At 30.9% G+C, this 25,681-nt stretch carries 24 protein-coding genes and 5 tRNA genes; 9 read left to right on the forward strand and 20 right to left on the reverse strand.

What is annotated here, in order from left to right:
* Nucleotides 1–30: 30 nt before the first annotated feature.
* The 20 genes from rplJ to Lupro_RS04510 all read right to left on the reverse strand — a co-directional run bounded on the left by rplJ (nucleotide 31) and on the right by Lupro_RS04510 (nucleotide 12,667).
* Entirely contained in the window at nucleotides 31–546 is a 516-nt protein-coding gene (rplJ, locus tag Lupro_RS04415; RefSeq protein ID WP_068206643.1) for a 50S ribosomal protein L10, read from the reverse strand.
* Between the two features lie 18 nt (nucleotides 547–564).
* Nucleotides 565–1,257 carry a 50S ribosomal protein L1 gene (gene rplA / locus Lupro_RS04420; protein ID WP_068206645.1) on the reverse strand — a complete coding sequence of 231 codons (693 nt, stop codon included), beginning with the start codon at nucleotides 1,255–1,257 and terminating at the stop codon, nucleotides 565–567.
* Between the two features lie 14 nt (nucleotides 1,258–1,271).
* Nucleotides 1,272–1,715 (reverse strand): 50S ribosomal protein L11, encoded by a 444-nt coding sequence (gene rplK, locus Lupro_RS04425; RefSeq protein ID WP_068206648.1) that lies wholly within the window; start codon nucleotides 1,713–1,715, stop codon nucleotides 1,272–1,274.
* Nucleotides 1,716–1,786: 71 nt separating this feature from the next.
* Nucleotides 1,787–2,338 (reverse strand): transcription termination/antitermination protein NusG, encoded by a 552-nt coding sequence (gene nusG / locus Lupro_RS04430; RefSeq protein ID WP_068206650.1) that lies wholly within the window; start codon nucleotides 2,336–2,338, stop codon nucleotides 1,787–1,789.
* Nucleotides 2,339–2,357: 19 nt separating this feature from the next.
* Nucleotides 2,358–2,546 (reverse strand): preprotein translocase subunit SecE, encoded by a 189-nt coding sequence (gene secE / locus Lupro_RS04435; RefSeq protein ID WP_068206652.1) that lies wholly within the window; start codon nucleotides 2,544–2,546, stop codon nucleotides 2,358–2,360.
* Nucleotides 2,547–2,627: 81 nt separating this feature from the next.
* Nucleotides 2,628–2,700 (reverse strand) — tRNA-Trp (locus tag Lupro_RS04440).
* Between the two features lie 60 nt (nucleotides 2,701–2,760).
* Nucleotides 2,761–3,948, reverse strand: coding sequence for an elongation factor Tu (gene tuf, locus Lupro_RS04445; RefSeq protein ID WP_068206653.1), 1,188 nt, complete (start codon nucleotides 3,946–3,948; stop codon nucleotides 2,761–2,763).
* Nucleotides 3,949–4,009: 61 nt separating this feature from the next.
* Nucleotides 4,010–4,081 (reverse strand) — tRNA-Thr (locus Lupro_RS04450).
* 10 nt (nucleotides 4,082–4,091) lie between these two features.
* Nucleotides 4,092–4,164 (reverse strand) — tRNA-Gly (locus Lupro_RS04455).
* Between the two features lie 48 nt (nucleotides 4,165–4,212).
* A tRNA-Tyr gene (locus Lupro_RS04460) sits at nucleotides 4,213–4,293 on the reverse strand.
* Nucleotides 4,294–4,310: 17 nt separating this feature from the next.
* A tRNA-Thr gene (locus Lupro_RS04465) sits at nucleotides 4,311–4,384 on the reverse strand.
* A gap of 98 nt (nucleotides 4,385–4,482) precedes the next feature.
* Nucleotides 4,483–4,782 carry a ribosome hibernation-promoting factor, HPF/YfiA family gene (gene hpf / locus Lupro_RS04470; RefSeq protein ID WP_068206654.1) on the reverse strand — a complete coding sequence of 100 codons (300 nt, stop codon included), beginning with the start codon at nucleotides 4,780–4,782 and terminating at the stop codon, nucleotides 4,483–4,485.
* Nucleotides 4,783–4,788: 6 nt separating this feature from the next.
* Nucleotides 4,789–5,676: a tyrosine-type recombinase/integrase gene (locus Lupro_RS04475; protein ID WP_068206655.1), complete on the reverse strand. Its 888-nt coding sequence runs from the start codon at nucleotides 5,674–5,676 to the stop codon at nucleotides 4,789–4,791.
* A gap of 74 nt (nucleotides 5,677–5,750) precedes the next feature.
* A complete protein-coding gene (gene rpsU, locus Lupro_RS04480; RefSeq protein WP_068206657.1) occupies nucleotides 5,751–5,948 on the reverse strand; it encodes a 30S ribosomal protein S21 in 198 nt (65 codons plus the stop codon).
* Nucleotides 5,949–6,040: 92 nt separating this feature from the next.
* Nucleotides 6,041–7,432, reverse strand: coding sequence for an alpha-amylase (locus Lupro_RS04485; RefSeq protein WP_418001096.1), 1,392 nt, complete (start codon nucleotides 7,430–7,432; stop codon nucleotides 6,041–6,043).
* Nucleotides 7,433–7,643: 211 nt separating this feature from the next.
* Nucleotides 7,644–8,810, reverse strand: a complete 1,167-nt coding sequence (locus Lupro_RS04490) for an acyl-CoA dehydrogenase family protein (RefSeq protein ID WP_068206660.1) — start codon at nucleotides 8,808–8,810, stop codon at nucleotides 7,644–7,646.
* 23 nt (nucleotides 8,811–8,833) lie between these two features.
* Nucleotides 8,834–9,706 carry a ComEA family DNA-binding protein gene (locus Lupro_RS04495; RefSeq protein ID WP_068206662.1) on the reverse strand — a complete coding sequence of 291 codons (873 nt, stop codon included), beginning with the start codon at nucleotides 9,704–9,706 and terminating at the stop codon, nucleotides 8,834–8,836.
* A gap of 10 nt (nucleotides 9,707–9,716) precedes the next feature.
* A complete protein-coding gene (locus Lupro_RS04500; protein ID WP_068206664.1) occupies nucleotides 9,717–11,327 on the reverse strand; it encodes an alanine/glycine:cation symporter family protein in 1,611 nt (536 codons plus the stop codon).
* Nucleotides 11,328–11,437: 110 nt separating this feature from the next.
* Complete coding sequence (locus Lupro_RS04505) at nucleotides 11,438–12,433, reverse strand: potassium channel family protein (protein ID WP_068206666.1); 996 nt, start codon at nucleotides 12,431–12,433, stop codon at nucleotides 11,438–11,440.
* A gap of 6 nt (nucleotides 12,434–12,439) precedes the next feature.
* The gene (locus Lupro_RS04510) at nucleotides 12,440–12,667 is read right to left on the reverse strand and encodes a PspC family transcriptional regulator (RefSeq protein WP_068206668.1); all 228 of its coding nucleotides are present in this window, start codon (nucleotides 12,665–12,667) and stop codon (nucleotides 12,440–12,442) included.
* Between the two features lie 105 nt (nucleotides 12,668–12,772).
* On the opposite strand from Lupro_RS04510, the gene uvrA reads away from it, so the two are divergent.
* The 9 genes from uvrA to Lupro_RS04555 all read left to right on the forward strand — a co-directional run bounded on the left by uvrA (nucleotide 12,773) and on the right by Lupro_RS04555 (nucleotide 25,641).
* Nucleotides 12,773–15,598, forward strand: a complete 2,826-nt coding sequence (gene uvrA / locus Lupro_RS04515) for an excinuclease ABC subunit UvrA (RefSeq protein WP_068206670.1) — start codon at nucleotides 12,773–12,775, stop codon at nucleotides 15,596–15,598.
* Between the two features lie 55 nt (nucleotides 15,599–15,653).
* Entirely contained in the window at nucleotides 15,654–16,364 is a 711-nt protein-coding gene (locus tag Lupro_RS04520) for an LOG family protein (protein ID WP_068206672.1), read from the forward strand.
* 92 nt (nucleotides 16,365–16,456) lie between these two features.
* On the forward strand, nucleotides 16,457–19,192 hold the full coding sequence (locus Lupro_RS04525) for a gluzincin family metallopeptidase (RefSeq protein ID WP_068206674.1): 2,736 nt from the start codon (nucleotides 16,457–16,459) through the stop codon (nucleotides 19,190–19,192).
* Nucleotides 19,193–19,340: 148 nt separating this feature from the next.
* The gene (locus Lupro_RS04530; RefSeq protein ID WP_068206675.1) at nucleotides 19,341–21,791 is read left to right on the forward strand and encodes an alpha-ketoacid dehydrogenase subunit alpha/beta; all 2,451 of its coding nucleotides are present in this window, start codon (nucleotides 19,341–19,343) and stop codon (nucleotides 21,789–21,791) included.
* A 202-nt stretch (nucleotides 21,792–21,993) separates the two neighbouring features.
* The gene (locus Lupro_RS04535; protein ID WP_068206677.1) at nucleotides 21,994–22,224 is read left to right on the forward strand and encodes a 4Fe-4S dicluster domain-containing protein; all 231 of its coding nucleotides are present in this window, start codon (nucleotides 21,994–21,996) and stop codon (nucleotides 22,222–22,224) included.
* A 19-nt stretch (nucleotides 22,225–22,243) separates the two neighbouring features.
* Nucleotides 22,244–23,323 carry a 3-methyl-2-oxobutanoate dehydrogenase subunit VorB gene (locus tag Lupro_RS04540; RefSeq protein ID WP_068206680.1) on the forward strand — a complete coding sequence of 360 codons (1,080 nt, stop codon included), beginning with the start codon at nucleotides 22,244–22,246 and terminating at the stop codon, nucleotides 23,321–23,323.
* On the forward strand, nucleotides 23,323–24,096 hold the full coding sequence (locus Lupro_RS04545) for a thiamine pyrophosphate-dependent enzyme (protein ID WP_068206681.1): 774 nt from the start codon (nucleotides 23,323–23,325) through the stop codon (nucleotides 24,094–24,096). The genes Lupro_RS04540 and Lupro_RS04545 overlap by 1 nt, the downstream gene beginning before the upstream one ends.
* A 6-nt stretch (nucleotides 24,097–24,102) precedes the next feature.
* On the forward strand, nucleotides 24,103–24,672 hold the full coding sequence (locus tag Lupro_RS04550) for a 2-oxoacid:acceptor oxidoreductase family protein (protein ID WP_068206683.1): 570 nt from the start codon (nucleotides 24,103–24,105) through the stop codon (nucleotides 24,670–24,672).
* A 69-nt stretch (nucleotides 24,673–24,741) separates the two neighbouring features.
* The gene (locus Lupro_RS04555) at nucleotides 24,742–25,641 is read left to right on the forward strand and encodes a TIGR01777 family oxidoreductase (protein WP_068206685.1); all 900 of its coding nucleotides are present in this window, start codon (nucleotides 24,742–24,744) and stop codon (nucleotides 25,639–25,641) included.
* Nucleotides 25,642–25,681: the final 40 nt, after the last annotated feature.

Genomic DNA, 25,681 nt, shown 5'->3' on the forward strand with positions numbered 1-25,681 from the left:
TTTTATTATTTAGTTTATTAGTGCACTTATTTATTTTTCTGATAATGTTTTCAGAATTCCTGATAGTTTATTACCTCCAGACTGTAACGCTGAAATAACGTTTTTAGCTGGTGATTGTAATAATGAAATAATATCTCCAATAAGTTCTTCTTTAGACTTAATGCTTACAAGCATATCTAATTGGTCATCTCCAACATAAATTGCTTCTTCAACATAAGCTCCTTTTAATACGGGCTTATCAGATTTTTTACGAAATTCTTTAATAACTTTTGCAGGAGCATTACCTGTTTCCGAAAACATTAAGGAAGTATTTCCTTTTAATATTCCTGGTAGATCTCCAAAATCCTTATCAGATTTTTCCATTGCTTTTTCAAGCAAGGTATTTTTAACAACAGCTAGTTTTACATTTGCTTTAAAACAAGCTCTACGTAAATTAGATGTATCTAAAGCATTTAATCCTGAAATATCTGCTAAATAGATAATATTACCTTCAGTTAACTGTGTTGTTAAAGCTTCTATTACTTGTGATTTTTCTTCTCTCGTCATAATTACTAAGTTTTAACTTTAATTAACTGATTTAGCATCTATACTTATTCCTGGACTCATAGTACTAGATAAGTAAATACTTTTAACATACGTTCCTTTTGCTGCAGTTGGTCTCAACTTTAATATTGTTTGCAATAACTCATCTGCATTTTCAGCAATTTTATTAGCATCAAATGATACTTTTGCTATTGCAGCGTGTACAATACCCGTTTTATCAACTTTAAAGTCTATTTTACCAGCTTTTACTTCTTTTACAGCTCTTGCAACATCCATAGTTACAGTACCTGTTTTTGGGTTAGGCATTAAACCTCTTGGTCCTAAAATACGACCTAAAGGACCTAATTTACCCATAACACTAGGCATTGTAATAATAACGTCAACATCTGTCCATCCTCCTTTTATTTTTTGAAGGTATTCGTCTAATCCAACATAATCAGCTCCTGCTTCTTTTGCATCGGCTTCTTTATCTGGAGTTACTAATGCTAATACTTTAACATCTTTACCAGTTCCGTGAGGTAATGTTACTACCCCTCTAACCATTTGATTTGCTTTACGAGGATCTACTCCTAATCTAACAGCTAAATCAATAGATGCATCAAAATTCACAGAAGTAATTTCTTTTACTAAAGCAGAAGCGTCTTTTAATGAATAAGATTGAGTTTTATCAAACTTATCATATGCTACTTTTTGCTTTTTAGTTAATTTTGCCATTTTTAATAACTGTTTTATTGTTTTACAGGAGCTTTCCCTTTTACTTTAATACCCATTGAACGTGCAGTACCAGCCATCATTAGCATAGCAGACTCAACAGTAAATGCATTCAAATCTACCATTTTATCTTCTGCAATTGTTTTCAATTGATCCCAAGTAACTGTAGCTACTTTATTTCGATTAGGTTCTGGAGAACCTTTTTTTATTTTGGCTGCTTCTAATATTTGTACAGCTGCTGGTGGAGTTTTTACAACAAAATCAAAAGATTTATCTTTATATACAGTAATTGCTACTGGTAAAACTTTTCCTTGTTTATCTTGAGTTCTTGCATTAAATTGCTTACAGAACTCCATTATATTAACTCCGGCAGCACCTAAAGCAGGTCCAACTGGTGGTGATGGGTTTGCAGCACCTCCTCGAACTTGTAATTTTACAACCTTACTTACTTCTTTTGCCATTTTTTAATCTTAAGTTAGATAATACATTTTTAATTGGAAGCAAAAATATAATATCAAAATTATTGTAACAATTATGAAATTTTATCTACTTGCATATAACTTAATTCTAATGGTGTTTTTCTTCCAAAAATCTTAACCATTACTTCAAGTTTGCGTTTTTCTTCATTTATTTTTTCTATAGTACCATCAAAACCATTAAACGGTCCATCAATTACTTTTACTGTTTCGCCTATAACATAAGGTATTGCAACATTGTCATTCTGTATAGATAATTCATCTACTTTACCAAGCATACGGTTTATTTCAGCTTTTCTCATGGGCACAGGATCACCACCTTTAACTTCTCCTAAAAAACCTATTACTCCTGTTATAGACTTAATTATATGTGGAAGTTCTCCACTTAAGTTTGCTTCAATCATTACGTAACCAGGAAAATAAACACGTTCTTTATGTACTTTCTTTCCGTTTCGTATTTGAATTACTTTTTCAGTTGGCACCAAAACTCTATCAACATAATCGGTCATTCCTAAACGAGCAATTTCATTTTCAATATAAGTTTTCACTTTATTTTCTTGCCCTCCAATAGCTCGAACCACATACCATTTTTTAATAGAATCAGTCATATATAAACTTTAATATTATTTAAAATAGTTTAAAATATTCAACTAAACCTGCTTGAAAAACTTTATCTACAAGAAATACTGCCAATGCAAATAACACTGTAAAAGCTGCAACAACTACCGTAGATTTTTGAGCTTCTTCCCAAGGTATCCAAGAAACTTTATTACGCAACTCTTCAAATGAGTCCTTTATATAATTAACTAAATTCATTTTTTTTTATTTTTATGGATAAAATTCATTTTCCTTTAACTACACTCAGGATATGCTTTCATCTCATATTTATTTCATTCGCACGGGTGGAGAGACTCGAACTCCCGACACCTGGTTTTGGAGACCAGTGCTCTACCAACTGAGCTACACCCGTAAAGATAAGGTGCCTCCTTAAAAGAAGCACCTATAATTACTCTTTTATTTAGGTGTATAATTAATCTAACATTTCTGTTACCTGACCTGCACCTACTGTTCTACCTCCTTCACGAATTGCAAAACGCAAACCAACGTTTAATGCAATTGGTTGGTGTAATTCTACAGTAATTGTCAAGTTATCACCTGGCATTACCATTTCAACTCCATCAGGTAATTGAATAGTACCTGTTACATCTGTTGTACGCACATAAAACTGTGGACGATAGTTATTATGGAATGGCGTATGACGACCACCTTCTTCTTTCTTAAGAACATACACCTCAGCTTTAAACTTAGCATGTGGAGTTACAGAACCTGGTTTACAGATTACCATACCTCTTTTAATATCTTCTTTTGCGATACCTCTTAACAAAATACCTACATTATCTCCTGCTTCACCTCTATCTAATATTTTACGGAACATCTCAACTCCTGTAATTGTAGAAGTTAATTTTTCAGCACCCATACCAATAATATCAACTGGATCACCTGTATTAGCAACACCTGTTTCAATACGACCAGTTGCAACAGTTCCACGACCAGTAATTGAAAAAACATCTTCAATTGGCATTAAGAAATCTTTCTCAACATCACGCTTTGGTAACTCAATCCAAGTATCAACTGCATCCATCAACTCCATTATTTTATCCATCCACTTTGGCTCTTTATTCAATCCTCCCAAAGCTGAACCTTGAATTACAGGTGTATTATCTCCATCATAATCATAGAATGATAATAAATCTCTAATTTCCATTTCAACAAGTTCTAAAAGTTCCTCATCATCAACCATATCCACTTTATTCATGAATACAACCAATCTTGGAATACCAACTTGACGACCCAATAAGATATGCTCTCTTGTTTGAGGCATAGGCCCATCAGTAGCTGCAACAACAATAATAGCACCATCCATTTGAGCGGCACCTGTTACCATGTTTTTTACGTAATCCGCGTGACCTGGACAATCAACATGCGCATAGTGACGATTAGCGGTTTGATATTCTACGTGAGCTGTATTAATTGTAATACCTCTTTCTTTTTCTTCAGGAGCATTATCAATTTGGTCAAAGTCTTTTACTTCAGAAAGACCTTTTTCTGCTAATACTACAGTAATTGCAGCAGTTAAAGTTGTTTTACCGTGGTCAACGTGTCCAATAGTACCAATATTTAAATGTGGTTTGGAGCGATCAAAATGTTCTTTTGCCATGATTATTTAAATTTTAAATCTTAGTTATATATAGTGTTTAATTCATTCTATTTTATTCTTGAGCCAATGACGGGAATTGAACCCGTGACCTCTTCCTTACCAAGGAAACGCTCTACCACTGAGCTACACCGGCCAAAAAAAAGAGCGAGAGACCGGGCTCGAACCGGCGACAGTCAGCTTGGAAGGCTGAAGCTCTACCAACTGAGCTACTCTCGCAATATTTTTTTCAATTCCTCACTAGTTTATATTTCTACAAATTAGTTGTGGTGAGAGAAGGATTCGAACCTTCGAAGCTTGCGCAGCAGATTTACAGTCTGCCCTCGTTGGCCACTTGAGTATCTCACCATTTTTTCAAAGATCTGAGCCGATAGAGGGACTCGAACCCACGACCTGCTGATTACAAATCAGCTGCTCTAGCCAGCTGAGCTACATCGGCATTTTACTCCATAAAAGAAGCCCGCTATTTCTAACGGACTGCAAATGTATTAAAGTTTTACTCTTTATACAAAACTTTTTTAATTAATTTTTAACTTTTTATTTAGCCCTAACTTTTTCCTTCTTTTTTGTTAGCTGTCTCTTCAGTGAATCAGTAGCTAACATCACCCCTTCTTCAAATGTTTTACTTTGCTTTTTAACTACCAAATCATTTCCTGGAATACCCAATTTAATATCTACTAATTTATTTTTTTTATCACTTGTTTGCTGAACTTTTAAAAATACCTCTGCATCAACAATTCTATCATAATATTTTTCTAAACTATTTAATTTTTTTTCAACAAATTCAATAAGATTTACATCAGCATTGAAATTAACAGACTGTACACGTACTTTCATAATAAATTAGATTTTTTCACTCCTTGGGTGAGTTTTATTATACACTTCCTTTAACTTTCCCAAACTACTATGGGTATAAACTTGTGTTGATGCTAAACTAGAATGCCCAAGCAATTCTTTTACCGAGTTTAAATCAGCACCTTCATTTAATAAATGTGTTGCAAAAGAATGCCTTAAAATATGAGGGCTTTTTTTTACTTTTGATGACACACTACTAAAATAATTATTTATTACTCGATACACAAGTGTATCGTATATTATTTTACCTTTTTTTGTGATGAACAAATAAGATGAATTGGTTTCATTTTTATTGCGTATTTCAAGGTATTTAATTAATGATTTTTGAACTGACTTTAATAACGGAATAAACCGCTCTTTATTTCTTTTCCCTAATACTTTAACAGTTTCATTAACAAAATCAATATCTGTAATTTTTATATTAATTAATTCACTTCTTCTAATGCCTGTTGAGTAAAATAATTCAATTATTAACTTATTTCTAAGTGATTCAAAATCATAATTTTCATCCATTAAATTAAGTGCATTTGTTATTTCTTTTTCAGAAAAAGGGATTTGCACTTGTTTTGGCGTTTTTAATGCTTTGTGTTTTGCTAAAGGATTTACTTCAATCTCTTTCGTTTTTTGAAGAAATTTATAGAAAGATTTCAATGAAGAAACTTTTCTATTAATTGACCGATTTGAAAGATTAGATTCAACCAAACTAACTATCCAGCTTCTTATTTGTGTATAATTTACAACAACAATACTTTGCTCATTATATACCTCATTGCAAAATACCTGAAATGAATTTAAATCATTTGAATAGGCAGTTGTAGTGTGTTTTGAAAATTTTTTTTCTAATGCTAAATAATTTATAAAGGCATTTATAGGCATAAAAAAAACGTTAGTAACAAATTTACAAATTGTTATTTGTAATTACTAACGTTTTATTATTTTTTAGCTATAAATTAACTCTGCTCTTCAGCAGTTCTCAATTTCTGAACGTATTGAGCTTTTATGTTTCGAGCACGCTTTACTACTGAAGGCTTATTGAATTGTTTACGGTTACGTAAATTTTTCATTGTTTTTGTACGATCAAACTTCCTTTTGTAACGTTTTAACGCTCTATCTATATTTTCTCCGTCCTTTACAGGTATAATTAACATATGTTGGCACCTCCTTTCAAACTGTTTTCTTTTAATTTTTGGATTGCAAATATATAACTAATTATTTTATTTGTTCTTTTTATTTTGAAAATTTATTTTGGAGCCCAAACAGAATAACTTTTAGGTGGTGCTTGTATTTTTACCCAGTTACCAGATTGAGTAGTTGGTTCCCAATTTGAGAAACCTGTATAGTCTTTTATTGTTGTGTTTGACCAATTGGTTTCAATCCAACGTTCTTGCCAATAATTTGAATTATTTATATAAACAACTAATCCCGCGTTATTGTAACCATTTCTTTTTGCAATATACTCATCTGTATCTGTATATAAAATATTTGTAGTACCGCCAGCCAAATTATTATGAATCCAAATTAAATTATTTAATCTTTCTTTATCTAACCATTCCTCATAATCTCTATAAAAGATAGTAGGATACCCTTCATGAGTCAAAATATAAGCGTATGCTAACATTTTTCCTGAAAAAATTTCATCGGTATCATGATTTGTTACAAAGGTCACTGCTTTACTTGCATTCCGTTTCCACAACATATCATCATTCAATTTATTTAAATTATTTCCATCAAATGCTTCATTCATTTTATAATAACAAGCAAAATCAAAAGCACTTGCTTGTGACTGAGTTGTCCACCAATCTAAAGTATTTACATTTGAATCCCAGTATTCACCAACACTAAACCCTCCAACTTCTGTAATCCAATCTTTAACTACCCAGGGTTCAAACCCTTTCACATAATCAAAACGCCAACCATCAAAACCTATAACATCTTTATAATATTTAGCTACAGATTCTGTATCTTTCCATAACCAATTTTGTACATTTATTTGATGATGACATAAATCAGGAAAACCTCCAAAGTAACCAGAATCGGAACTGTGATTACTATTTGGATGAAAATCATCATATGTTCTATTAAACTTTCCTGATAATGGCGTAAAACTAGTCCATGTATTTGTACCAGTAATAGGATTGGCTTCACTTGCCCCTCCACTGTTATGATTGATAACAATATCAGCTATTACACTTAATTGAGCTGAGTGAGAAGCATTAATCAAGTCTATTAATTCAGTTTTTGAACCAAAACGCGTTTCTACACTACCCATTTGGTTATACTCACCTAAATCGTAATAATCAAAAGGATCATACCCCATTGAAAAAGCGCCATTTTGGGCTTTTGAAGCTGGCGGAAGCCATATAGCATCTATTCCTACGTCGCTCCAACTTTGAACTTTACCTTTTACTGTATTCCACCAAGTTCCTCCAGATGGTACATCCCAATAAAAAGCTTGCATCATAACTCCTAAACCTATAGGTTTTAAACCTGTTCTAGCAGAAGTTTCATGTGTAATTGATTTAATTTTACCTTCTAACCGAGGTAATTCTTCTATATTTTCCTTAGAGCATGCAACTAAAAAAAGAGTACTTAATAGTATTAATTGAAAATAAATTTTAAGGGGTTTCATCATTTATAGTATTTAAAAGTTTTATGGAATTTAAAAATTAAAAATGACACAATTGAAATTAAAATTATTACGCAAACGTTGGAGTGTTGAAAACTTTTTTACAATAACGTTGTAGTGTTGAAAACTTTAGATAGTAACATGACTATTAAATTAAATAAAAATAGTTAAATAAACTTTTATCTATTTTTAAATTATAAATATCATTTTAAGTGTATTATGTAGCTGGCTTATATTCTTTTTTATCAATAACTATTTTTGCAATAATTTCTCTTAATATTTCAGAGGTTCCTCCTCCAATTTGCCCCAGCCTACTATCTCTTAATAATCTTGCCATTGGGTACGCTTCCATATATCCATAGCCTCCCAACAATTGCAAACATTCATTTATAACAGTATCTGCCATTTTTGTTGATAGCAATTTAGACATACTCGCTTCTTTAACAATATACTGACCTTCATTTAATCTTTTTGCTATAGAATAATTAAACTCTTTACACATTTCAACTTCACTTGCCATATCAGCAACTTTATGCCTTAATACTTGGAATTTATCAAGCGTTTTACCAAAAGCTTGTCTTTCAGACATATACTGTATAGCATATTCTAAAGCAAACTCAGCTCTAGCATGCGCATTAACTCCCATAACTAACCTTTCCAAAGAAAAATGACTCATAATATATGAGAAGCCTTTACCCTCTTCGCCCATTAAATTTCGCACAGGAATTACAACATTATCAAAAGCTATTTCACCCGTATCAGATGCTCTCCAACCTAATTTATCAAGTTTCGTAGCTGATACTCCTTTAGTTTCTCTATCTATGATAAAAATACTAATTCCTTTATTTCTTGATGTTGTATCTGTTTTTGCTGCTACTATTAAATAATCTGAATAAACACCATTGGTAATAAATGTTTTTGAGCCATTAATGATATAATTATCGCCTTCTTTTATTGCTGTTGTTCTCATGCCTGCAACATCAGAGCCTCCAAATGGTTCTGTAATACAGAGACATCCTATTTTTTCACCATTAATACTTGGTGTTAAATAGTCTTTTTTTATAGTATCATCACCTTCCTTATTCACATGTGTCATTGCAAGGTAAACATGTGCCCACATAGCTGCTGCAAATCCGCCTGAATTTACCTTCTGTAACTCTTCTAAAAATATAATTGTATAAAAAATATCTAAATTTAATCCACCATATTCCTCTGGAGAATTCAAGCCAAAATACCCCATTTCACCAAACTTTTTCCAAATAAAACGATCAATAGTGCCTGTTTTTTCCCATTTATCAATGTAGGGAATTACTTCTTTTTTTAAAAAATCTCTAAAGCTTTTTCTAAAAGCTTCATGTTCTTCGGTAAAATACATACTATTCATAATGGCTAGTATCTTAAATGTTATTATTCAGCCACCAAATATAAGGCTATTCTATCGAATTTTTCTATTGGAAAACCATCAATTTTTTTCAACTCTTCAAGTGATTGAATCTCAGCAACTTCATCTCTATAATTAACTATTTTTTTGGTGAGTTCATAATCAATGTAAACAATAGCTAAAACTTGTTTAAAAGTTGCCTCGTTTACATTAAGTTTTTGAATAAGGGGAGGTTTTACAACTTCAAAACGTTGCAAAACTCTATCAATTACTTCTTTATCAATATTCCATACTTCATATAACTGATTATCAAATGAAAAACCTTGCAATTTATTTCTATAAGCTATAATTCTGTCAGCCAATTTTTCACCAATACCATTCACAATTCTTAATTCTGATGCGTTTACAGTATTAATATCCTGTTTTACAACTATTTTTTTAGATGAATTTATAAATTTCTTTTTTTGAGGTGTTTTTTTAAAATCTACCCATTTTGGAAATTTAAAATTAGGACTAATTTCATTTAACAAACTATCACTTACTTTTGTTACTTCTTGAAATTGCTTTATTGAATTAACGTAACTTCCTCTTTTTCTGTAATTGTGAAGCCTATCAATTTCATCAATACTCATACCTAGTTGATAACCTTTAAAGTCAGTAATGAAATTTGGATTAAACAAATAAACTTTAGGCTTTTTATTTTCTATTTCAATTATTTTTAGAGAGTCTATTTCTTTTTGAAAAAGTATCATTTCCTTCTCTGAAAAATTAGTTATTTCATTCGAAGAAAAATCAACAAAAAAGAATACTGACTGGAGTAGAACAATAATTAATACTAAAAATAAAATTCCATTTCGTTGACGTTTATTGTAACTGAAATGGAATTTTGAATTGTTCATTTTATGAATCTTATCCTTGTGTATTCCTAGATTTTATTGCCGCCATATATTTATTCAATTCTTCTTTCACTTTTGGTGCTAACAATACTAAACCTATCATATTTGGCACCATCATTGCAAAAATCATTGCATCAGAAAAACCAATAACCGAACCTAAACTTGCTGCTGAACCAATTACAACAAAAACAAGAAATAATATTTTATAAGCATATTCCATTTTTTTTGTTCTTCCAAATAAATAAGCCCATCCCTGAAAACCATAATAAGACCAAGAAATCATTGTTGAAAATGCAAATAATACAACGGCAATTGTTAAAACATAAGGAAACCAAGAAATTACCGAAGCAAAAGCTCCTGATGTTAGTAAAATTGCTTGAGCATCATTTAAACTTGCGTTTTCAGCAGCTACATTTCCTGTAATTACCAAAACCAAGGCAGTCATAGTACAAACAACAACGGTATCAATAAAAGGTTCTAACAATGCTACCATACCTTCTGATGCTGGATATTTTGTTTTTACTGCTGAGTGAGCGATAGAAGCTGACCCTACACCTGCTTCATTTGAAAATGCCGCACGTCTAAATCCTTGAACTAATACACCAACGGCACCTCCTACTACACCTTCTGGGCTAAATGCTCCATAAAATATTTGCAAGAAGGCATCACCAATCATATCATATTTTGAAATTAAAACAAAAAGTGCTGCTGCTACGTAAATTACAACCATAAAAGGAACTATTTTATCTGTTACTTTGGCAATTTTTTTAATTCCTCCAATAATTACGATACCAACTAGCACAGCCATTATAATTCCAAACAACCATCCTTTCCCATATAAAATTGAGCTTTCTCCACCTGTTATATGTTCAACCAATTGAAAAGCTTGGTTTACTTGGAACATGTTTCCCCCTCCAAAAGAACCTCCAATTACAAATACCGCAAAAACTCCAGCTAAAACTTTTCCTAATTTACCTAAACCTTTTGCTTTTAAACCTTTTGTTAAATAATACATTGGCCCTCCAAAAACGGTACCATCAGATTCTATATCTCTGTATTTTACACCTAGGGTACATTCTACAAATTTAGATGCCATACCTAAAAATCCTGCTACTATCATCCAAAAAGTAGCACCTGCTCCACCAATAGAAACTGCAATAGCAACCCCTGCTATGTTTCCTAAGCCAACCGTAGCCGACAAGGCCGCTGTTAACGCTTGAAAGTGTGAAACTTCACCTGTATGCCCTTCTACTCTTATTGTATCTGGGTTATCACCATCATCTGTAAACACTGCTCCTGCAACTTCTACATTGTGATCTTTTCTCCCTTCTAAATCATCATATTTACCACTTACAATTTTTATTGAAGTAAAAAAACCTTTAAAATTTATAAAATTAAAATAAAAGGTAAAATATGTAGCTCCTAAAATCAAAGGGAACAGCACCCAATATATTTTAATATTTTCTGAAAAAGGAATTTGATAAAAGATGAAATCTACAAACCAACCTGTTGCATTACCAAATGCTTGGTCTATTTTTTCATCTAATCCTTTTTTAACTACTTCTTGAGCAAATGTTGCGAATGGTAATACTAATACTAATAGTGATAGAAGCTTTTTATTCATAATTTTTGGTAGATTTTTTAAAAGTAGCTGCAATATGGCAAAAAAAAAAAGTTGCTACAAGTTTTTATCTTTAAACTTGTAATATTCCATAAACACTACAATTTGTAACATTATAAAACTTGACGTAATTTTTCAATTTGATTTGGTCTACCAAGCACAATTAAATTTGAGTTTGCTTTTAATTTTGTTGTTGCTTCAGGGTTTATAATGTATTCATTTTGAGGAGTTTTAAATCCTATTACCGTACAGCCCGATTTTCGCCTCACATCTAAATCTAAAATAGTTTTATCTAAAAATTCAGAAGGTAAATCGTTAATAGAAATTTCTTCTAAATTAGTTGAACACTCGTCAGTTATTGTTAATTTTTCAACAAATTCAACCAAATCTGGTGTTACAACCAAAGATGCCATATGTTCTCCACCTATTTTATCGGGCATAATAATGTTTGTGGCTCCTGCAATCATTAATTTACTACACGAAGATTCATTTGAAGCTCTACTAATTATTGTAAAATCTTTATTTATTTGTCTCGCCGAGAGTACAACAAACAAATTATCAGCATCAGACGGTAACGCTGTAATTAAACTTTTAGCATTTTCGAGTGCTGCTTTTTCAAGTGCTTCATCTCCTGTAGCATCTCCTTCTATATAAAGTATATTATTGCGGTCTAACTCCTCCAACAATTCCTTGTCTTTTTCAATTACAACGTAAGGCATATTAAATTTTTTGAGTTTTACAACCGCCTGCCTACCATTACGCCCATAGCCGCACACAACAGTATGATTCTTTAATTTTTGAATTTTTTGTTGCATTTTTTTATATTTTAAAAGTTGGAAAAAATTATCTTTTGCTAAATATTCTGTTAAAGCTGTTACTGAATATCCATAAACAGCAATACTTAAAATAATCAATATAATTGTAAATATTTTTTCATTTTGGTTTAATTCGTGAAGTGTACCAAACCCAACGGTTGACATTGTAATTATTGTCATATAAATTGAATCTACAAGTGTCTCATTTGAAATAATTACAAAACCTATGATACCTATAGCTAATACGGTGATTAACAATAATATTGAAATATATAATTTTGTTTTTACAACCATAATTATTTATAAATCAAAAACAGAATTCCTCTTGGTGTAAATCATATCTTTCAAACGCAATAAAAAAGCCAATGTTAAGTAAATTCCGAAGGAAAACCCTAAAGTAACAAACGAAATATAAATAAAAAATAAGCGGACATTTGAAACACTTATCCCCAACTTATCTGCAAATCTAGAAGACACCGCAAAACCGTGTTTCTCAAAATAATGTCGTAAAGAATCTATCCATTTCATCTCAAAAAAATTTAACGCAATATACTAATTTTCAAAATAAAGAAGTACGTGTTTTACCTAATTTGTAGTTTCTATTTTTTAACTTTGCAACTTTCTAAAAAATAAATGGCAAAACCCAATGAATATATTGAAATTCAGGGAGCACGAGTTCACAATTTAAAAAATATTGATGTTCGTATTCCTAGAGAGAAGCTTGTTGTTATTACAGGCTTAAGCGGTAGCGGAAAATCTTCATTAGCATTTGACACAATATACGCTGAAGGACAACGTAGGTACATTGAAACTTTTTCTGCTTATGCTCGTCAGTTTTTAGGAAGTTTAGAAAGACCCGATGTTGATAAAATTGATGGGCTTTCTCCCGTTATTTCAATTGAACAAAAAACCACAAATAAAAGTCCGCGCTCTACAGTAGGTACTATTACTGAAATTTACGATTTCTTAAGATTGTTTTACGCCCGTGCAGCTGATGCTTATTCTTACAATACCAATAAAAAAATGGTAAGCTACAGTAATGAGCAAATAAAAGAACTTATTTTAAATACTTATCAAGAAAAAAAGATAGTAATTCTTGCTCCAGTAGTAAAATCTAGGAAAGGACACTATCGAGAACTTTTTGAGCAAATAGCAAAGCAGGGGTTTGTACGAGTACGTACCGATGGTGAAATAAAAGAAATTGAAAAAGGAATGCGCTTAGATCGCTATAAAACACATGATATTGAAATTGTAATTGATCGTTTGTCCGTAAATAAGTCTTCAGAAAAAAGACTTGAAGAAACCATTACAACTGCTTTATACTCAGGTAATAATGTATTAATGGTTTTAGAGCACAATACAAACATCCCTCGTTACTTTAGTAGTGATTTAATGTGCCCTGAAACTGGTATATCATATCCAAATCCTGAACCAAATAATTTCTCATTCAATTCTCCTAAAGGAGCTTGTAAAGTATGTAACGGACTTGGGAAGGTAAATAAAATTAATATTCAAAAGGTTATTCCTAATAAGTCTATTTCCATTAAAAGTGGAGGAATTATACCGCTTGGAGAACAAAAAAACAGTTGGATTTTTAAACAACTACAATTAATTGCAGAACGTTACAAATTTCAATTAAGTGATGCCATTTCTAAAATACCAACTGAAGCTTTAACCATAATTTTACACGGAGGGAATGAAAAATTTAAGATTGCTTCAAAAACAATGGGTATTACAAGAAGTTATGAAATTGATTTTGAAGGAATTATTAGTTTTATAGAAAATCAATATAAATTAAGTGAATCTACTTCCATAAAACGCTGGGCTAAAGACTTTATGGATGAAGTGCCTTGTGAATCTTGCCAAGGTAAAAGACTTAAAAAAGAAGCTTTGTTCTTTAAAATTAATGATAAAAATATTTCAGAATTAGCACAACTTGATATTTCTGAACTTGCTTTTTGGTTTCATACAATTGAAGAAAAATTGACCGAAAAACAACTTAAAATAGCCTCTGAAATAATAAAAGAAATTCGCACCAGAATTCAATTTTTATTAAATGTAGGTTTAGATTATTTAACATTAGACAGAAGTTCAAAATCACTTTCTGGTGGTGAAGCTCAACGCATAAGGCTTGCAACTCAAATTGGTTCTCAATTAGTTGGAGTTCTTTACATTTTAGACGAACCAAGTATAGGACTTCATCAACGAGACAATAAAAAGTTAATTAATTCACTATTAAATTTAAGAGATGTTGGTAATTCTGTAATTGTTGTAGAACATGACAAAGAAATGATAGAACATGCAGATTTTGTACTTGATATAGGCCCTGGAGCAGGACACCATGGTGGAGAAATAGTTAGCGAAGGCACTTTTGAAGAACTTAAACAACACAATACATTAACTGCTAATTATTTAAATGGCACAAAAAAAATTGAAATTCCTAAAAAAAGAAGAAAAGGAAATGGGCATACAATTACATTATCTGGTGCAACAGGAAATAATTTAAAAAACATTAGTGTCGATTTCCCTCTAGGGAAACTTATTTGTGTTACAGGGGTTTCAGGAAGTGGAAAATCAACACTAATAAATGAAACGCTGTATCCAATTTTAAACAAATATATCTATAGAGGCGTTAAAAAACCTATGCCCTATAAATCAATTAAAGGATTAGAACACATAGACAAAGTAATTGCTATTGATCAATCACCAATTGGAAGAACACCACGCTCAAACCCAGCAACTTATACAGGTGTTTTTAGTGAAATTAGAAACTTATACGCTAAAACAAGTGAAGCAGCAATAAGAGGTTATAAACCTGGGAGGTTTTCTTTCAACGTTAAAGGTGGAAGGTGTGAAACCTGCCAAGGTGGTGGTGTAAGAGTTATTGAAATGAGTTTTTTGCCCGATGTTCACGTTGAATGCGAAACCTGCCAAGGAAAGCGTTTTAACAGAGAAACATTAGAAATTAGATACAAAGGAAAATCAATTTCAGATGTATTAAATATGACCATTGATGATGCTGTATCTTTTTTTGAAAATATCCCTAAAATTCACAGGAAATTAAAAACCATTCATAGTGTTGGTTTAGGATATATAACACTTGGGCAACAATCTACAACTTTATCAGGGGGTGAAGCGCAGCGCATAAAGCTAGCTTCAGAATTATCTAAAAGAGATACTGGGAATACATTTTATATTTTAGACGAGCCAACAACTGGGCTACATTTTGAAGATATACGCGTTTTAATGATAGTGCTAAATAAACTAGTCAACAAGGGAAATACCGTACTTATAATTGAACATAATTTAGACGTTATAAAGCTAGCGGATTACGTGATTGATATTGGTATGGAAGGTGGGAAAAATGGTGGACAACTAATTTGTTTTGGAACCCCAGAAAAAGTTAGTAAGCATAAAAAAAGTTATACTGCACAATTCTTAAAAAAAGAATTAAATTAGCCAATTATTTAATACTTAATATTTTTACTCAGTTTAACATTGACAATCAAAATATATGACTCCTAACGAAGATAAAAAAATACGAGAAAAGTTTAAACAAAAAACTTGGAATGAAATTAAAACCAATGATTCTTGGGCTATATTTAAAATTATGGCCGAATTTGTTGAAGGATTTGAACGTTTAGGAAAAATTGGCCCATGCGTAACCATCTTTGGTTCTGCACGCACAAAGCCAGATCATAAATATTATAAATTAGCTGAAAACATCGCTTTTGAATTAACCCAAAATGGTTACGGAGTAGTAACTGGTGGTGGACCTGGAATTATGGAAGCTGGTAATAAAGGTGCTGCACGTGGAAAAGGAATTTCTGTAGGTTTAAACATTGAATTACCTTTTGAACAACATGACAATCCGTATATAGATTCTGATAAAAGCTTAGATTTTGATTACTTTTTTGTACGCAAAGTAATGTTTGTAAAATACTCTCAGGGATTTGTTGTTATGCCTGGAGGTTTTGGAACAATGGACGAACTTTTTGAAGCAATAACCTTAATTCAAACTAAAAAAATAGGGAAATTTCCTATTGTTTTGGTTGGAAGAAAATATTGGGCTGGATTAATGGATTGGATTAAAAACACATTAATTGAAGAAGGAACTATTAGCCCAAAGGATTTAGATTTAATCTCAATTGTTGATACTGAAGATGAGGTTTTAGAAGTAATTGATACTTTTTATAAAAAATATAGTTTAAGCCCTAACTTCTAATTTTAAGTCTTTTGAAAAAAAATGTATTTATAAGTATACTAACTTGTATTATTTGTTTGAATATTTCCTATTCTCAAACCAATAATATTAAAATGTCAGTAACTTTAAATACAAATACTAATGTACTTAATATTACTCAAAAAACAGTTTTTTATAATAAATCTGATAGTATTCTAAACGTTATTTACTTCCATAATTGGGCCAATGCTTATAGAGATAAACAAACACCTCTAGCCAAACGTTTTGTTGAAAACTATTCAAAATCCTTTCATTTTGCAAAAGAGAAACAACGTGGCAGTACAACAATAAATAACATTTCAATAAATTACAATATTGCTAGTTGGGAAATTTCCAAAGAAAATCCAGATATCCTAAAAATTAATTTAACTGAATCTCTAAAACCAACCGATTCCGTAAAAATAATTGCAACTTATTCTGTGAAACTCCCAAAAGATAAGTTTACCAAATACGGCGCTAATACTGTTAGCTATAATTTAAAATATTGGTACTTATCTCCTGCTATTTTCAGCAATGAAGCAGGATGGAAAACATATAATAATTTGGATATGGATGATTTGTATATCAATTACACAAATTATTATATAAAAATTAACGTACCAAAAGAATATGTTGTAAATACTGATTTAAAATCAACGAATAAAATCAATAACAATTTTAATAGTTATATTTTAACAGGGAAACAAAAATTAGATGTTGAATTAAACATTACCAAAGAAAATGATTTTACTACATTCCATTCAAATCCTGTTTCTATAACAACCAACCTTGACTCAGATAAGTTAAACGGAGTTCTTAAAACTCTTATCATAAATAGAGAATTAAATTTTATTCAATCTTACTTAGGTAAATTCCCTTACAAAAAATTACTTATCAATAAAATTGAATACGATAAAAATCCTGTATATGGATTTAACCAATTACCAGCATTTTTAGCTCCATTTAGTGATACTTTTGAATGGGATATAAAGTTCTTTAAAGTGCTTTCTAAAAAATATATTCATACCATTTTTTTGTTTAACCAACGAGAAGATGCTTGGCTAGCTGACGGTTTACAGACATATTTAATGATGAAATATGTTGAAAAATATTATCCCGAAATAAAAGCTCTTGGCAATATTTCAAACCTTTGGGGTATTAAAAATTTTAGTTTAGCAAAACTTCATTTTAATGATAAGTATCATTTTGTTTATCAATTTGCTGCACGTAAAAATTTAGACCAGACTTTAACAACTCAAACAGATTCACTATCTAATTTCAATCGGAAAATAGTTAATAAATACAAAGCTGGTTTAGGAATAAAGTTTTTAGAGAATTATTTAGGCGATACAACTATAACAAATGCAATTATTAATTTTTCAAAAAAATATGCTCATAAAAAAGTCAATAGTTCCCAATTTATAAATTCCATTACAACAACAAAAGATATTTCATGGTTTAAAAATGATTATTTAAAAACCAGTAAAAAAATAGATTATACTATAAAAAAAATAATTAAAAAAGGTGATTCACTCCAAGTAACTATTTCAAATAAACGAAATTTTACAGCTCCAATTGAATTATACGGAATTAAAGACAAAAAAATAGTTTATAAAAAATGGCTTACAAGTATTGATTCAATTTCAAAAGTTATGATTCCTAAAAATGGTTTTGATAAACTTTCTCTAAATTATGAATCACTTTTGCCCGAATACAATTTAAGAAACAACTGGAAAAATATTGACAAAAAATTATTTAACAAACCTATTCAGTTAAAGTTTCTAAAAGATGCTGAAGACCCTTATTACAATCAACTTTTTTATACTCCTGTTTATAGGTATAATTATTACGACGGTTTAGTTTTAGGCTTGGCAGTTTCAAATAAAACAATTTTAAGAAAAACCTTTTCATATAAACTTACCCCATCATATAGCACAAAAAGTAAGTCTTTTTCTGGGTCATACTCCTTTCTCTATGAATATTTGCCCGAAAACAAAAAAGTAAATAAATTTTCGTTTGGGGTAGCAGGAAGCAATTATCACTATGCAAAAAATTTAACTTACAATACCGTAAAACCATTTGCATATCTTGAATTTCGCAGAAAAAGCCTAAGAGATGTTGGAAATAATGCCATTGTAGCCTCTTATACTCTTGTAGATAGAGAAAAATTACCCACACAAACAGAAAACCTTGAAACTTATAACTATAAAGTATTTAGTTTAAGTTATGGCTATTCAAGACCTGAGATTATCAATGATTTTAGATTTTCAACCGGATTACAAATTTCAAGGAAGTTTAGCAAGCTTTCATTAACAGCAAGATATCGAAAACTTACAGACACCAATAGGCAATTTGACTTTCGATTTTTTACTGGAGCTTTTTTATCAAATAATACAGAATCCTCTTTTTTTGATTTTTCTTTAGATAGGCCAAGTGACTATTTATTCCAATATGATTATTTGGGCAGATCTGAAACTTCAGGTTTTTTTAGACAACAAATTATTATCAATGAAGGAGCTTTTAAATCAAGATTACCCGTTACCTACGCTAATCAATGGATGACAACTATGAATATGAGTATTGGAATGTGGCGATGGGTAGAAGTATACAGTGATGTAGGCTTTGTTAAAAACAAAAACACTAAAGTGTATTTCGCCTATGGAAATGGCGTTAGACTTAATTTTATTCAAGATATTTTAGAAGTTTATTTTCCTTTTTATTCTAATTTAGGATGGGAAATTTCTCAACAAAGTTATAGCTCTAAAATTAGATTTGTTTTAGTAATAAAACCTAAAAGAATTTTTAATTTTATAAAAAGGGGATTTTACTAATATTATAGATTCTATTTCTGCTTTTTGAATTATTCCTATTATTATTGAGTTTTTTATATTAAATATCTATTATATTTCATTCATACAACTCCATTTTTAAATATCATTTAAAAACAGTAACTTTGCAAAACTAAAAAACATCAAAAATATGAATGTAAAACCTTCATCTACAAACTTAGAACCATTATCATTTAAACAATTTAAAGATGAAGTATTGCATGATTATAAAATTGCCGTTTTAAGCAGAGAATGTAGCCTTTTAGGTCGTAGAGAAGTTTTAACAGGCAAAGCAAAATTTGGTATTTTTGGTGATGGAAAAGAAGTACCTCAACTAGCTATGGCAAAAGCCTTTAAAAAAGGTGATTTTAGATCTGGTTACTACAGAGATCAAACCTTTATGATGGCTATTGGAGAATTAACTCCTCAACAATTTTTTGCAGGTCTTTATGCCAATCCTAATATAAAAGATGATCCAATGTCTGGTGGCCGACAAATGGGTGGACATTTTTCAACACATAGTTTAGATGAAGATGGGCATTTTAAAAATTTAACAGAACAATACAACTCGAGTGGAGATATTTCTCCAACAGCAGGTCAAATGCCACGCATGCTAGGCATTGCCTATGCTTCAAAACTTTTTAGAAATCTTTCTGAATTAAAAAATTCGAAATTTTCTAATAATGGAAATGAAGTGTCTTGGGGAACTATAGGAAATGCAAGCACTTCAGAAGGAGTATTTTTTGAAACTATTAATGCCGCAGGCGTTCTACAAGTACCTATGGTTATAAGTGTTTGGGATGATGCTTATGGTATTTCAGTACCGGCTAAATACCAAACAACAAAAGAGAGTATCTCTGAAATTTTAAAAGGATTTCAAAGAGAAAAAAATGTAAAAGGATATGAAATTTTTATAGTTGAAGGTTGGGACTATCCAAATTTAATAGAAGTATATAACAAAGCATCAAAAATAGCACGCGAAGAACACGTTCCCATATTAATACACGTAAAAGATTTAACACAACCTCAAGGGCATTCAACTTCAGGCTCCCATGAACGTTATAAATCTAAAGAACGTTTAATTTGGGAAAAACAACATGATTGTATTGTTAAAATGCGTGATTGGATTCTTGAATTTGAATTATCTGATGAAAATAATAACAAACTTAGATTTGTAACTTCTGAAGAAGAATTAATAAGCCTTGAAAAAGAAGCTAAAAGAGAAGTAAGTAAAGCTAAAAGAGAAGCTTGGAACAGTTTTCTAAATCCAATAAAAGAAGAAAAAAATACACTTATTAAATTACTTCAAAACCTTTCAGAAAAAAGTAATAATAAAGCCTTTATTTTAAAATTAAAAAGTGATTTAACAACAATTCTTGAACCAACAAGAAAAGATATAGTATCTACTGCTAAAAAAGCTATTATTTATGTTAGAAATGAGGTTTTTACTGAAAAAACTCAATTGCAAAATTGGATAACTAATTATATTGAGCTACAACAACCTAAATTCAGTTCACACCTATACAGCCAAACAGATAATAATACAAGTTCCGTTAAAGAAATTTTACCTACTTATGATGACAATGCTGAATTGGTAGATGGTAGAATTATTATTAAAGATAATTTTGATATGCTATTTTCTAAATTTAACAATGTGTTTATTTTTGGTGAAGATACAGGCAATATTGGAGATGTTAATCAAGGCTTAGTTGGGCTTCAAGAAAAATACGGTAAACTTCGAGTTTCTGATACAGGAATAAGAGAGGCTACAATTATTGGGCAAGGTATTGGAATGGCTTTAAGAGGCTTACGACCAATAGCTGAGATTCAATATTTAGATTATTTGCTATATGGATTACAAATTTTAAGCGATGATTTAGCAACACTACATTACAGAACTGTAGGTAAACAAAAAGCTCCACTTATAGTTAGAACACGTGGACACAGATTAGAAGGTATTTGGCACTCTGGATCTCCAATGGGTGCTATAGTACATCTTTTACGAGGAATGAATATTTTGGTTCCAAGAAATATGACAAAAGCTGCTGGATTTTATAACACATTACTAGAATGTGATGAACCTGCGTTGATTGTAGAAAATTTAAATGGGTATAGATTAAAAGAAAAATTACCTAATAATTTAGGTGAGTTTAGAACTCCTATTGGTGTTGTTGAAACAGTAAAGAAGGGAACTGACATTACAGTTGTTTCGTATGGATCTACTTTAAAAATTGTTCAAGATGTTGTTCAAGATTTAGCTGAAGTTGATATTGATATTGAAATTATTGATGTACAAAGTTTACTTCCTTTTGACAAGAAACATGAAATTGTAACTAGCGTTAAAAAAACAAACAGATTAATTGTTATTGATGAAGATGTACCAGGAGGAGCCTCTGCTTATATACTGAATGAAATACTTGATAAACAAAATGCGTATAACTTTTTAGACAGTAAACCTACCACCTTAACTTCTAAACCTCACAGGGCTGCTTATGGTACTGATGGTGATTACTTTTCTAAACCCAATGCAGAAGCTATTTTTGAAGCTATTTATAGCATTATGAACGAAGTAAATCCTTCCAAATACAAAAAATTATATTAACACCACTTACATACTACAGAAAGTAAACATTAAAATAGCTAAACAGTTGTTTTTGCAACAATTGTTTCCTTCATAAAAAAAATTACTTAAATTTTATGATAATTATCACAGATTGATAAATATCATAGTTATTTTAATAAATAAGCAATAACTTTGAGGATAATAAAATTACAAGGTTATATTCATATATAAAATTATTAAAATGGCAAAAGTTAAAGGTGCAATTGTAGTTGATACTGAAACTTGTAAAGGTTGTGAAGTTTGTATACCTGTTTGTCCTGAAAACGTGATAAGTATGTCTACAGAAGTTAACAGAAAAGGTTATCATTATGCCTATATGAGCAACCCTGAAGTTTGTACTGGGTGTACAAATTGTGGTATAGTTTGTCCTGATAGGGCAATATCAGTATACAGAGTTAAAGTATCTGCATAATCTAATTAAATTATTTACAATGTCGGAGTTAAAATTAATGAAAGGAAATGAAGCATTAGCTGAAGCTGCAATTAGATGTGGAGCAGATGCTTATTTTGGTTATCCTATTACACCTCAAACAGAGGTAATTGAATATTTAATGACTGAACAACCTGAAAAAAGAACAGGGATGGTTGTTTTGCAAGCTGAAAGTGAATTAGCAGCCATAAATATGGTTTATGGTGCTGCCAGCACAGGAAAAAGAGTAATGACCTCTTCTTCAAGTCCTGGAATTTCACTAAAATTAGAAGGTATTTCATATTTAGCAGGTGCAGAACTACCTGCCGTAATTGTTAATGTTGTACGTGGTGGGCCTGGACTAGGAACCATTCAACCATCACAAGCAGATTACTTTCAATCTGTAAAAGGTGGTGGTCACGGTGATTATAAATTATATGTTTTAGCCCCTTCGTCTGTACAAGAAATGTCAGATTTTGTTGAAGATGCTTTTGATATTGCATTTAAGTATAGAGCTCCTGTTTTAATTCTTTCTGATGGATTGATTGGTCAAATGATGGAAAAAGTTAATTTAAAAGATCAAAAAGAAAGAATGTCTAACGAAGAACTTATTGAAAAATATGGAAGTTGGGCAACAACAGGTAAAAAAGGAAGAGAGCGAAATATAATTACATCTCTTGATTTACAATCTGAAAAAATGGAAGCTAGAGTTCATAGATTGATGAAAAAATATGAGCAAATGGAAAAAGAAGATCTTCGGTATGAAGAAATATTATGTGATGATGCCGAATACTTAATTGTAGCTTATGGATCAAGTGCTCGTATTTCCCAAAAAGCAGTTGAATTAGCTCGTAAAAAAGGAATAAAAGTTGGATTATTACGTCCAATTACGCTGTTTCCATTTCCAAAAAAGCAATTATTCCAACTAGCTGATCAAGTAAAAGGAATTTTAAGTGTAGAACTAAATATGGGACAAATGGTAGAAGATGTTAAACTTTCTGTTGAATTTAAAGTACCCGTAGAACACTTTGGACGAACTGGAGGAATTATTCATACTCCTGAAGAAATTTTAGAAGCTTTAGAACAAAAAATTATAAAATAATGGATGTATTAGACATTATAAAACCTGAGAATCAAGTATTTTGTAAAACAAAATTAATGACAGATACTCCACTGTCGTACTGTCCAGGTTGCGGTCATGGTACCGCTCATAACTTAACCATGGAAGTTATTGACGAGATGGGAATTGCAGAAGATACAATTGGTGTTGCACCTGTTGGATGTTCAGTACTAGCATACGACTTTATGAATATAGATATGACACAAGCAGCTCATGGACGTGCCCCTGCTGTTGCAACTGCAATTTCAAGGTGCTGGCCTGAAAAATATGTGTTTACCTATCAAGGTGATGGCGATTTAGCTGCTATAGGTACAGCCGAAACCATACATGCATGTAATAGAGGTGAAAATATTGTAATTATATTTGTGAATAATGGGATTTATGGTATGACAGGTGGACAAATGGCTCCTACTACTCTAGAAGGAATGAAATCGTCAACCTCTCCTTATGGCCGTGAAATTGCAACAATGGGATCTCCCTTAAAAATTACTGAATTAATTGCAAATCTTCCTGGAGTTTATTACGTTACTCGACAAGCTGTACATACACACAAACATGCACGCAAAGCAAAAAAGGCAATTAGAAAAGCTTTTGAAAATATTAAATTGAAAAAAGGGATTTCTTTTGTTGAGATTGTTTCAAACTGTAATTCAGGTTGGAAAATGACACCTAACGATGCCAATATTTGGATGGAAGAAAATATGTTTCCTTATTTTCAACTTGGTGACATCAAAGTAAATGGTAAATTAAAATAAAATATTATGACAGAAGAAATTATTATAGCAGGTTTTGGTGGTCAAGGTGTATTATCAATGGGTAAAATCTTAGCTTATTCTGGTATAATGCAAGATGAAGAAGTGAGTTGGATGCCTTCTTATGGCCCTGAAATGCGTGGTGGGACAGCAAATGTTACGGTTATTTTAAGTGACGAAAGAATAAGTTCTCCTTACTTAAAAATATTTGACACTGCAATTATTTTGAATCAACAGTCTATGGATAAGTTTGAAAAAACAGTTAAACCAGGAGGCATTTTAATTTATGATCCAAATGGAATTACACATCACCCAACACGAAACGACATACAAATTTTTCAAATTGAAGGAAATAAATTAGCCTCTGAAATGGGAAATAAAAAAATATTTAATATGATTGTATTGGGAGGTTTTTTAAAAATTAAACCTATAGTTAAATTAGAGAACGTTATTGAAGGTATTAAAAAATCATTACCTGAACGTTATCACCACTTGATACCATTAAATAAAGAAGCTATAAAAAAAGGAATGAGTAGTATAAACCCCTATAAAGTTGAAGAGCAACTACAGAACACTTAGTTTAACTATTCAACATTTTTAAACTCGATTATTTTTTCTATATTCTAAAACAAAATAATCGAGTTTTTTATGTATTCAATTTTAATTACTGGTGGTACAGGGTTGGTGGGTAAACACCTCGGCCTTTTATTACAATCCAAAGGCTATCATGTTAATATTTTAAGTAGAAAACACAGTGAAAAAACCAATGTGTTTTATTGGAATGTAAACAAAAATCACATTGATGCCGAAGCAATTACAAACATAGATTACATTATTCATTTAGCAGGTGCAGGAATTGCAAACAAACGCTGGAGTAAATTAAGAAAAAAAGAATTAATTGATAGTAGAGTAAAAACCACAAATCTTTTATATCAAAAAGTAAGAGAATTAAATCCTCATCTAAAAGGTTTTATTGCTGCATCTGGTATAGGTTATTACGGTGCTACTACCTCCTCTAAAATTTTCACAGAAAAAGATGAGAATGGAGATGATTTTTTAAGTTTAATCTGTAAACTTTGGGAAAAGGCTTCAACTAAATTCAATACACTAACTATCAGAACTATTATTTTTAGAACTGGAATTGTATTTTCAAAGAATGATGGAGCTCTTCAAAAAATTAAAAAACCTTTAAAACTAGGGTTCGGTTCTCCAATTGGAAGTGGCAATCAATTTATGCCTTGGATACATATTGATGATTTATGTAATATGTATATTGAAGCTATTGAAAACCCTAAATTAAATGGTATTTATAACGCAGTAGCTCCCGAACACATCACAAATACATTTTTAACACTAGAACTTGCTAAAATACTTAAGAAGAAAATTTGGCTGCCAAATATACCTAGCTTAGTATTCAAAATTTTATTTGGCGAAATGTCTATAATTTTGCTGAAAGGAAGTCGTGTTTGCTCAGATAAAATATCAAAAACAGAATTTAATTTTAGGTTTCCAAACTTAAAATCTGCTCTACTTAACCTATCTAAGTAAAAAAAACGCCCCCAATATGAGAGCGTTTTTTAAATATTTC

This window comes from Lutibacter profundi (assembly GCF_001543325.1).
GTDB lineage: Bacteria > Bacteroidota > Bacteroidia > Flavobacteriales > Flavobacteriaceae > Lutibacter > Lutibacter profundi.

Excerpts from the sequence above, each read along its gene's own strand:
- rplJ (WP_068206643.1), bottom strand. The coding sequence starts at position 546 with ATGACGAGAGAAGAAAAATCACAAGTAATAGAAGCTTTAACAACACAG.
- rplA (WP_068206645.1), bottom strand. The coding sequence starts at position 1,257 with ATGGCAAAATTAACTAAAAAGCAAAAAGTAGCATATGATAAGTTTGAT.
- rplK (WP_068206648.1), bottom strand. The coding sequence starts at position 1,715 with ATGGCAAAAGAAGTAAGTAAGGTTGTAAAATTACAAGTTCGAGGAGGT.
- nusG (WP_068206650.1), bottom strand. The coding sequence starts at position 2,338 with ATGACTGATTCTATTAAAAAATGGTATGTGGTTCGAGCTATTGGAGGG.
- secE (WP_068206652.1), bottom strand. The coding sequence starts at position 2,546 with ATGAATTTAGTTAATTATATAAAGGACTCATTTGAAGAGTTGCGTAAT.
- tuf (WP_068206653.1), bottom strand. The coding sequence starts at position 3,948 with ATGGCAAAAGAACATTTTGATCGCTCCAAACCACATTTAAATATTGGT.
- hpf (WP_068206654.1), bottom strand. The coding sequence starts at position 4,782 with ATGAAAGTACGTGTACAGTCTGTTAATTTCAATGCTGATGTAAATCTT.
- Lupro_RS04475 (WP_068206655.1), bottom strand. The coding sequence starts at position 5,676 with ATGCCTATAAATGCCTTTATAAATTATTTAGCATTAGAAAAAAAATTT.
- rpsU (WP_068206657.1), bottom strand. The coding sequence starts at position 5,948 with ATGTTAATTATACCTGTAAAGGACGGAGAAAATATAGATAGAGCGTTA.
- Lupro_RS04485 (WP_418001096.1), bottom strand. The coding sequence starts at position 7,432 with ATGATGAAACCCCTTAAAATTTATTTTCAATTAATACTATTAAGTACT.
- Lupro_RS04490 (WP_068206660.1), bottom strand. The coding sequence starts at position 8,810 with ATGAATAGTATGTATTTTACCGAAGAACATGAAGCTTTTAGAAAAAGC.
- Lupro_RS04495 (WP_068206662.1), bottom strand. The coding sequence starts at position 9,706 with ATGAACAATTCAAAATTCCATTTCAGTTACAATAAACGTCAACGAAAT.
- Lupro_RS04500 (WP_068206664.1), bottom strand. The coding sequence starts at position 11,327 with ATGAATAAAAAGCTTCTATCACTATTAGTATTAGTATTACCATTCGCA.
- Lupro_RS04505 (WP_068206666.1), bottom strand. The coding sequence starts at position 12,433 with ATGGTTGTAAAAACAAAATTATATATTTCAATATTATTGTTAATCACC.
- Lupro_RS04510 (WP_068206668.1), bottom strand. The coding sequence starts at position 12,667 with ATGAAATGGATAGATTCTTTACGACATTATTTTGAGAAACACGGTTTT.
- uvrA (WP_068206670.1), top strand. The coding sequence starts at position 12,773 with ATGGCAAAACCCAATGAATATATTGAAATTCAGGGAGCACGAGTTCAC.
- Lupro_RS04520 (WP_068206672.1), top strand. The coding sequence starts at position 15,654 with ATGACTCCTAACGAAGATAAAAAAATACGAGAAAAGTTTAAACAAAAA.
- Lupro_RS04525 (WP_068206674.1), top strand. The coding sequence starts at position 16,457 with ATGTCAGTAACTTTAAATACAAATACTAATGTACTTAATATTACTCAA.
- Lupro_RS04530 (WP_068206675.1), top strand. The coding sequence starts at position 19,341 with ATGAATGTAAAACCTTCATCTACAAACTTAGAACCATTATCATTTAAA.
- Lupro_RS04535 (WP_068206677.1), top strand. The coding sequence starts at position 21,994 with ATGGCAAAAGTTAAAGGTGCAATTGTAGTTGATACTGAAACTTGTAAA.
- Lupro_RS04540 (WP_068206680.1), top strand. The coding sequence starts at position 22,244 with ATGTCGGAGTTAAAATTAATGAAAGGAAATGAAGCATTAGCTGAAGCT.
- Lupro_RS04545 (WP_068206681.1), top strand. The coding sequence starts at position 23,323 with ATGGATGTATTAGACATTATAAAACCTGAGAATCAAGTATTTTGTAAA.
- Lupro_RS04550 (WP_068206683.1), top strand. The coding sequence starts at position 24,103 with ATGACAGAAGAAATTATTATAGCAGGTTTTGGTGGTCAAGGTGTATTA.
- Lupro_RS04555 (WP_068206685.1), top strand. The coding sequence starts at position 24,742 with ATGTATTCAATTTTAATTACTGGTGGTACAGGGTTGGTGGGTAAACAC.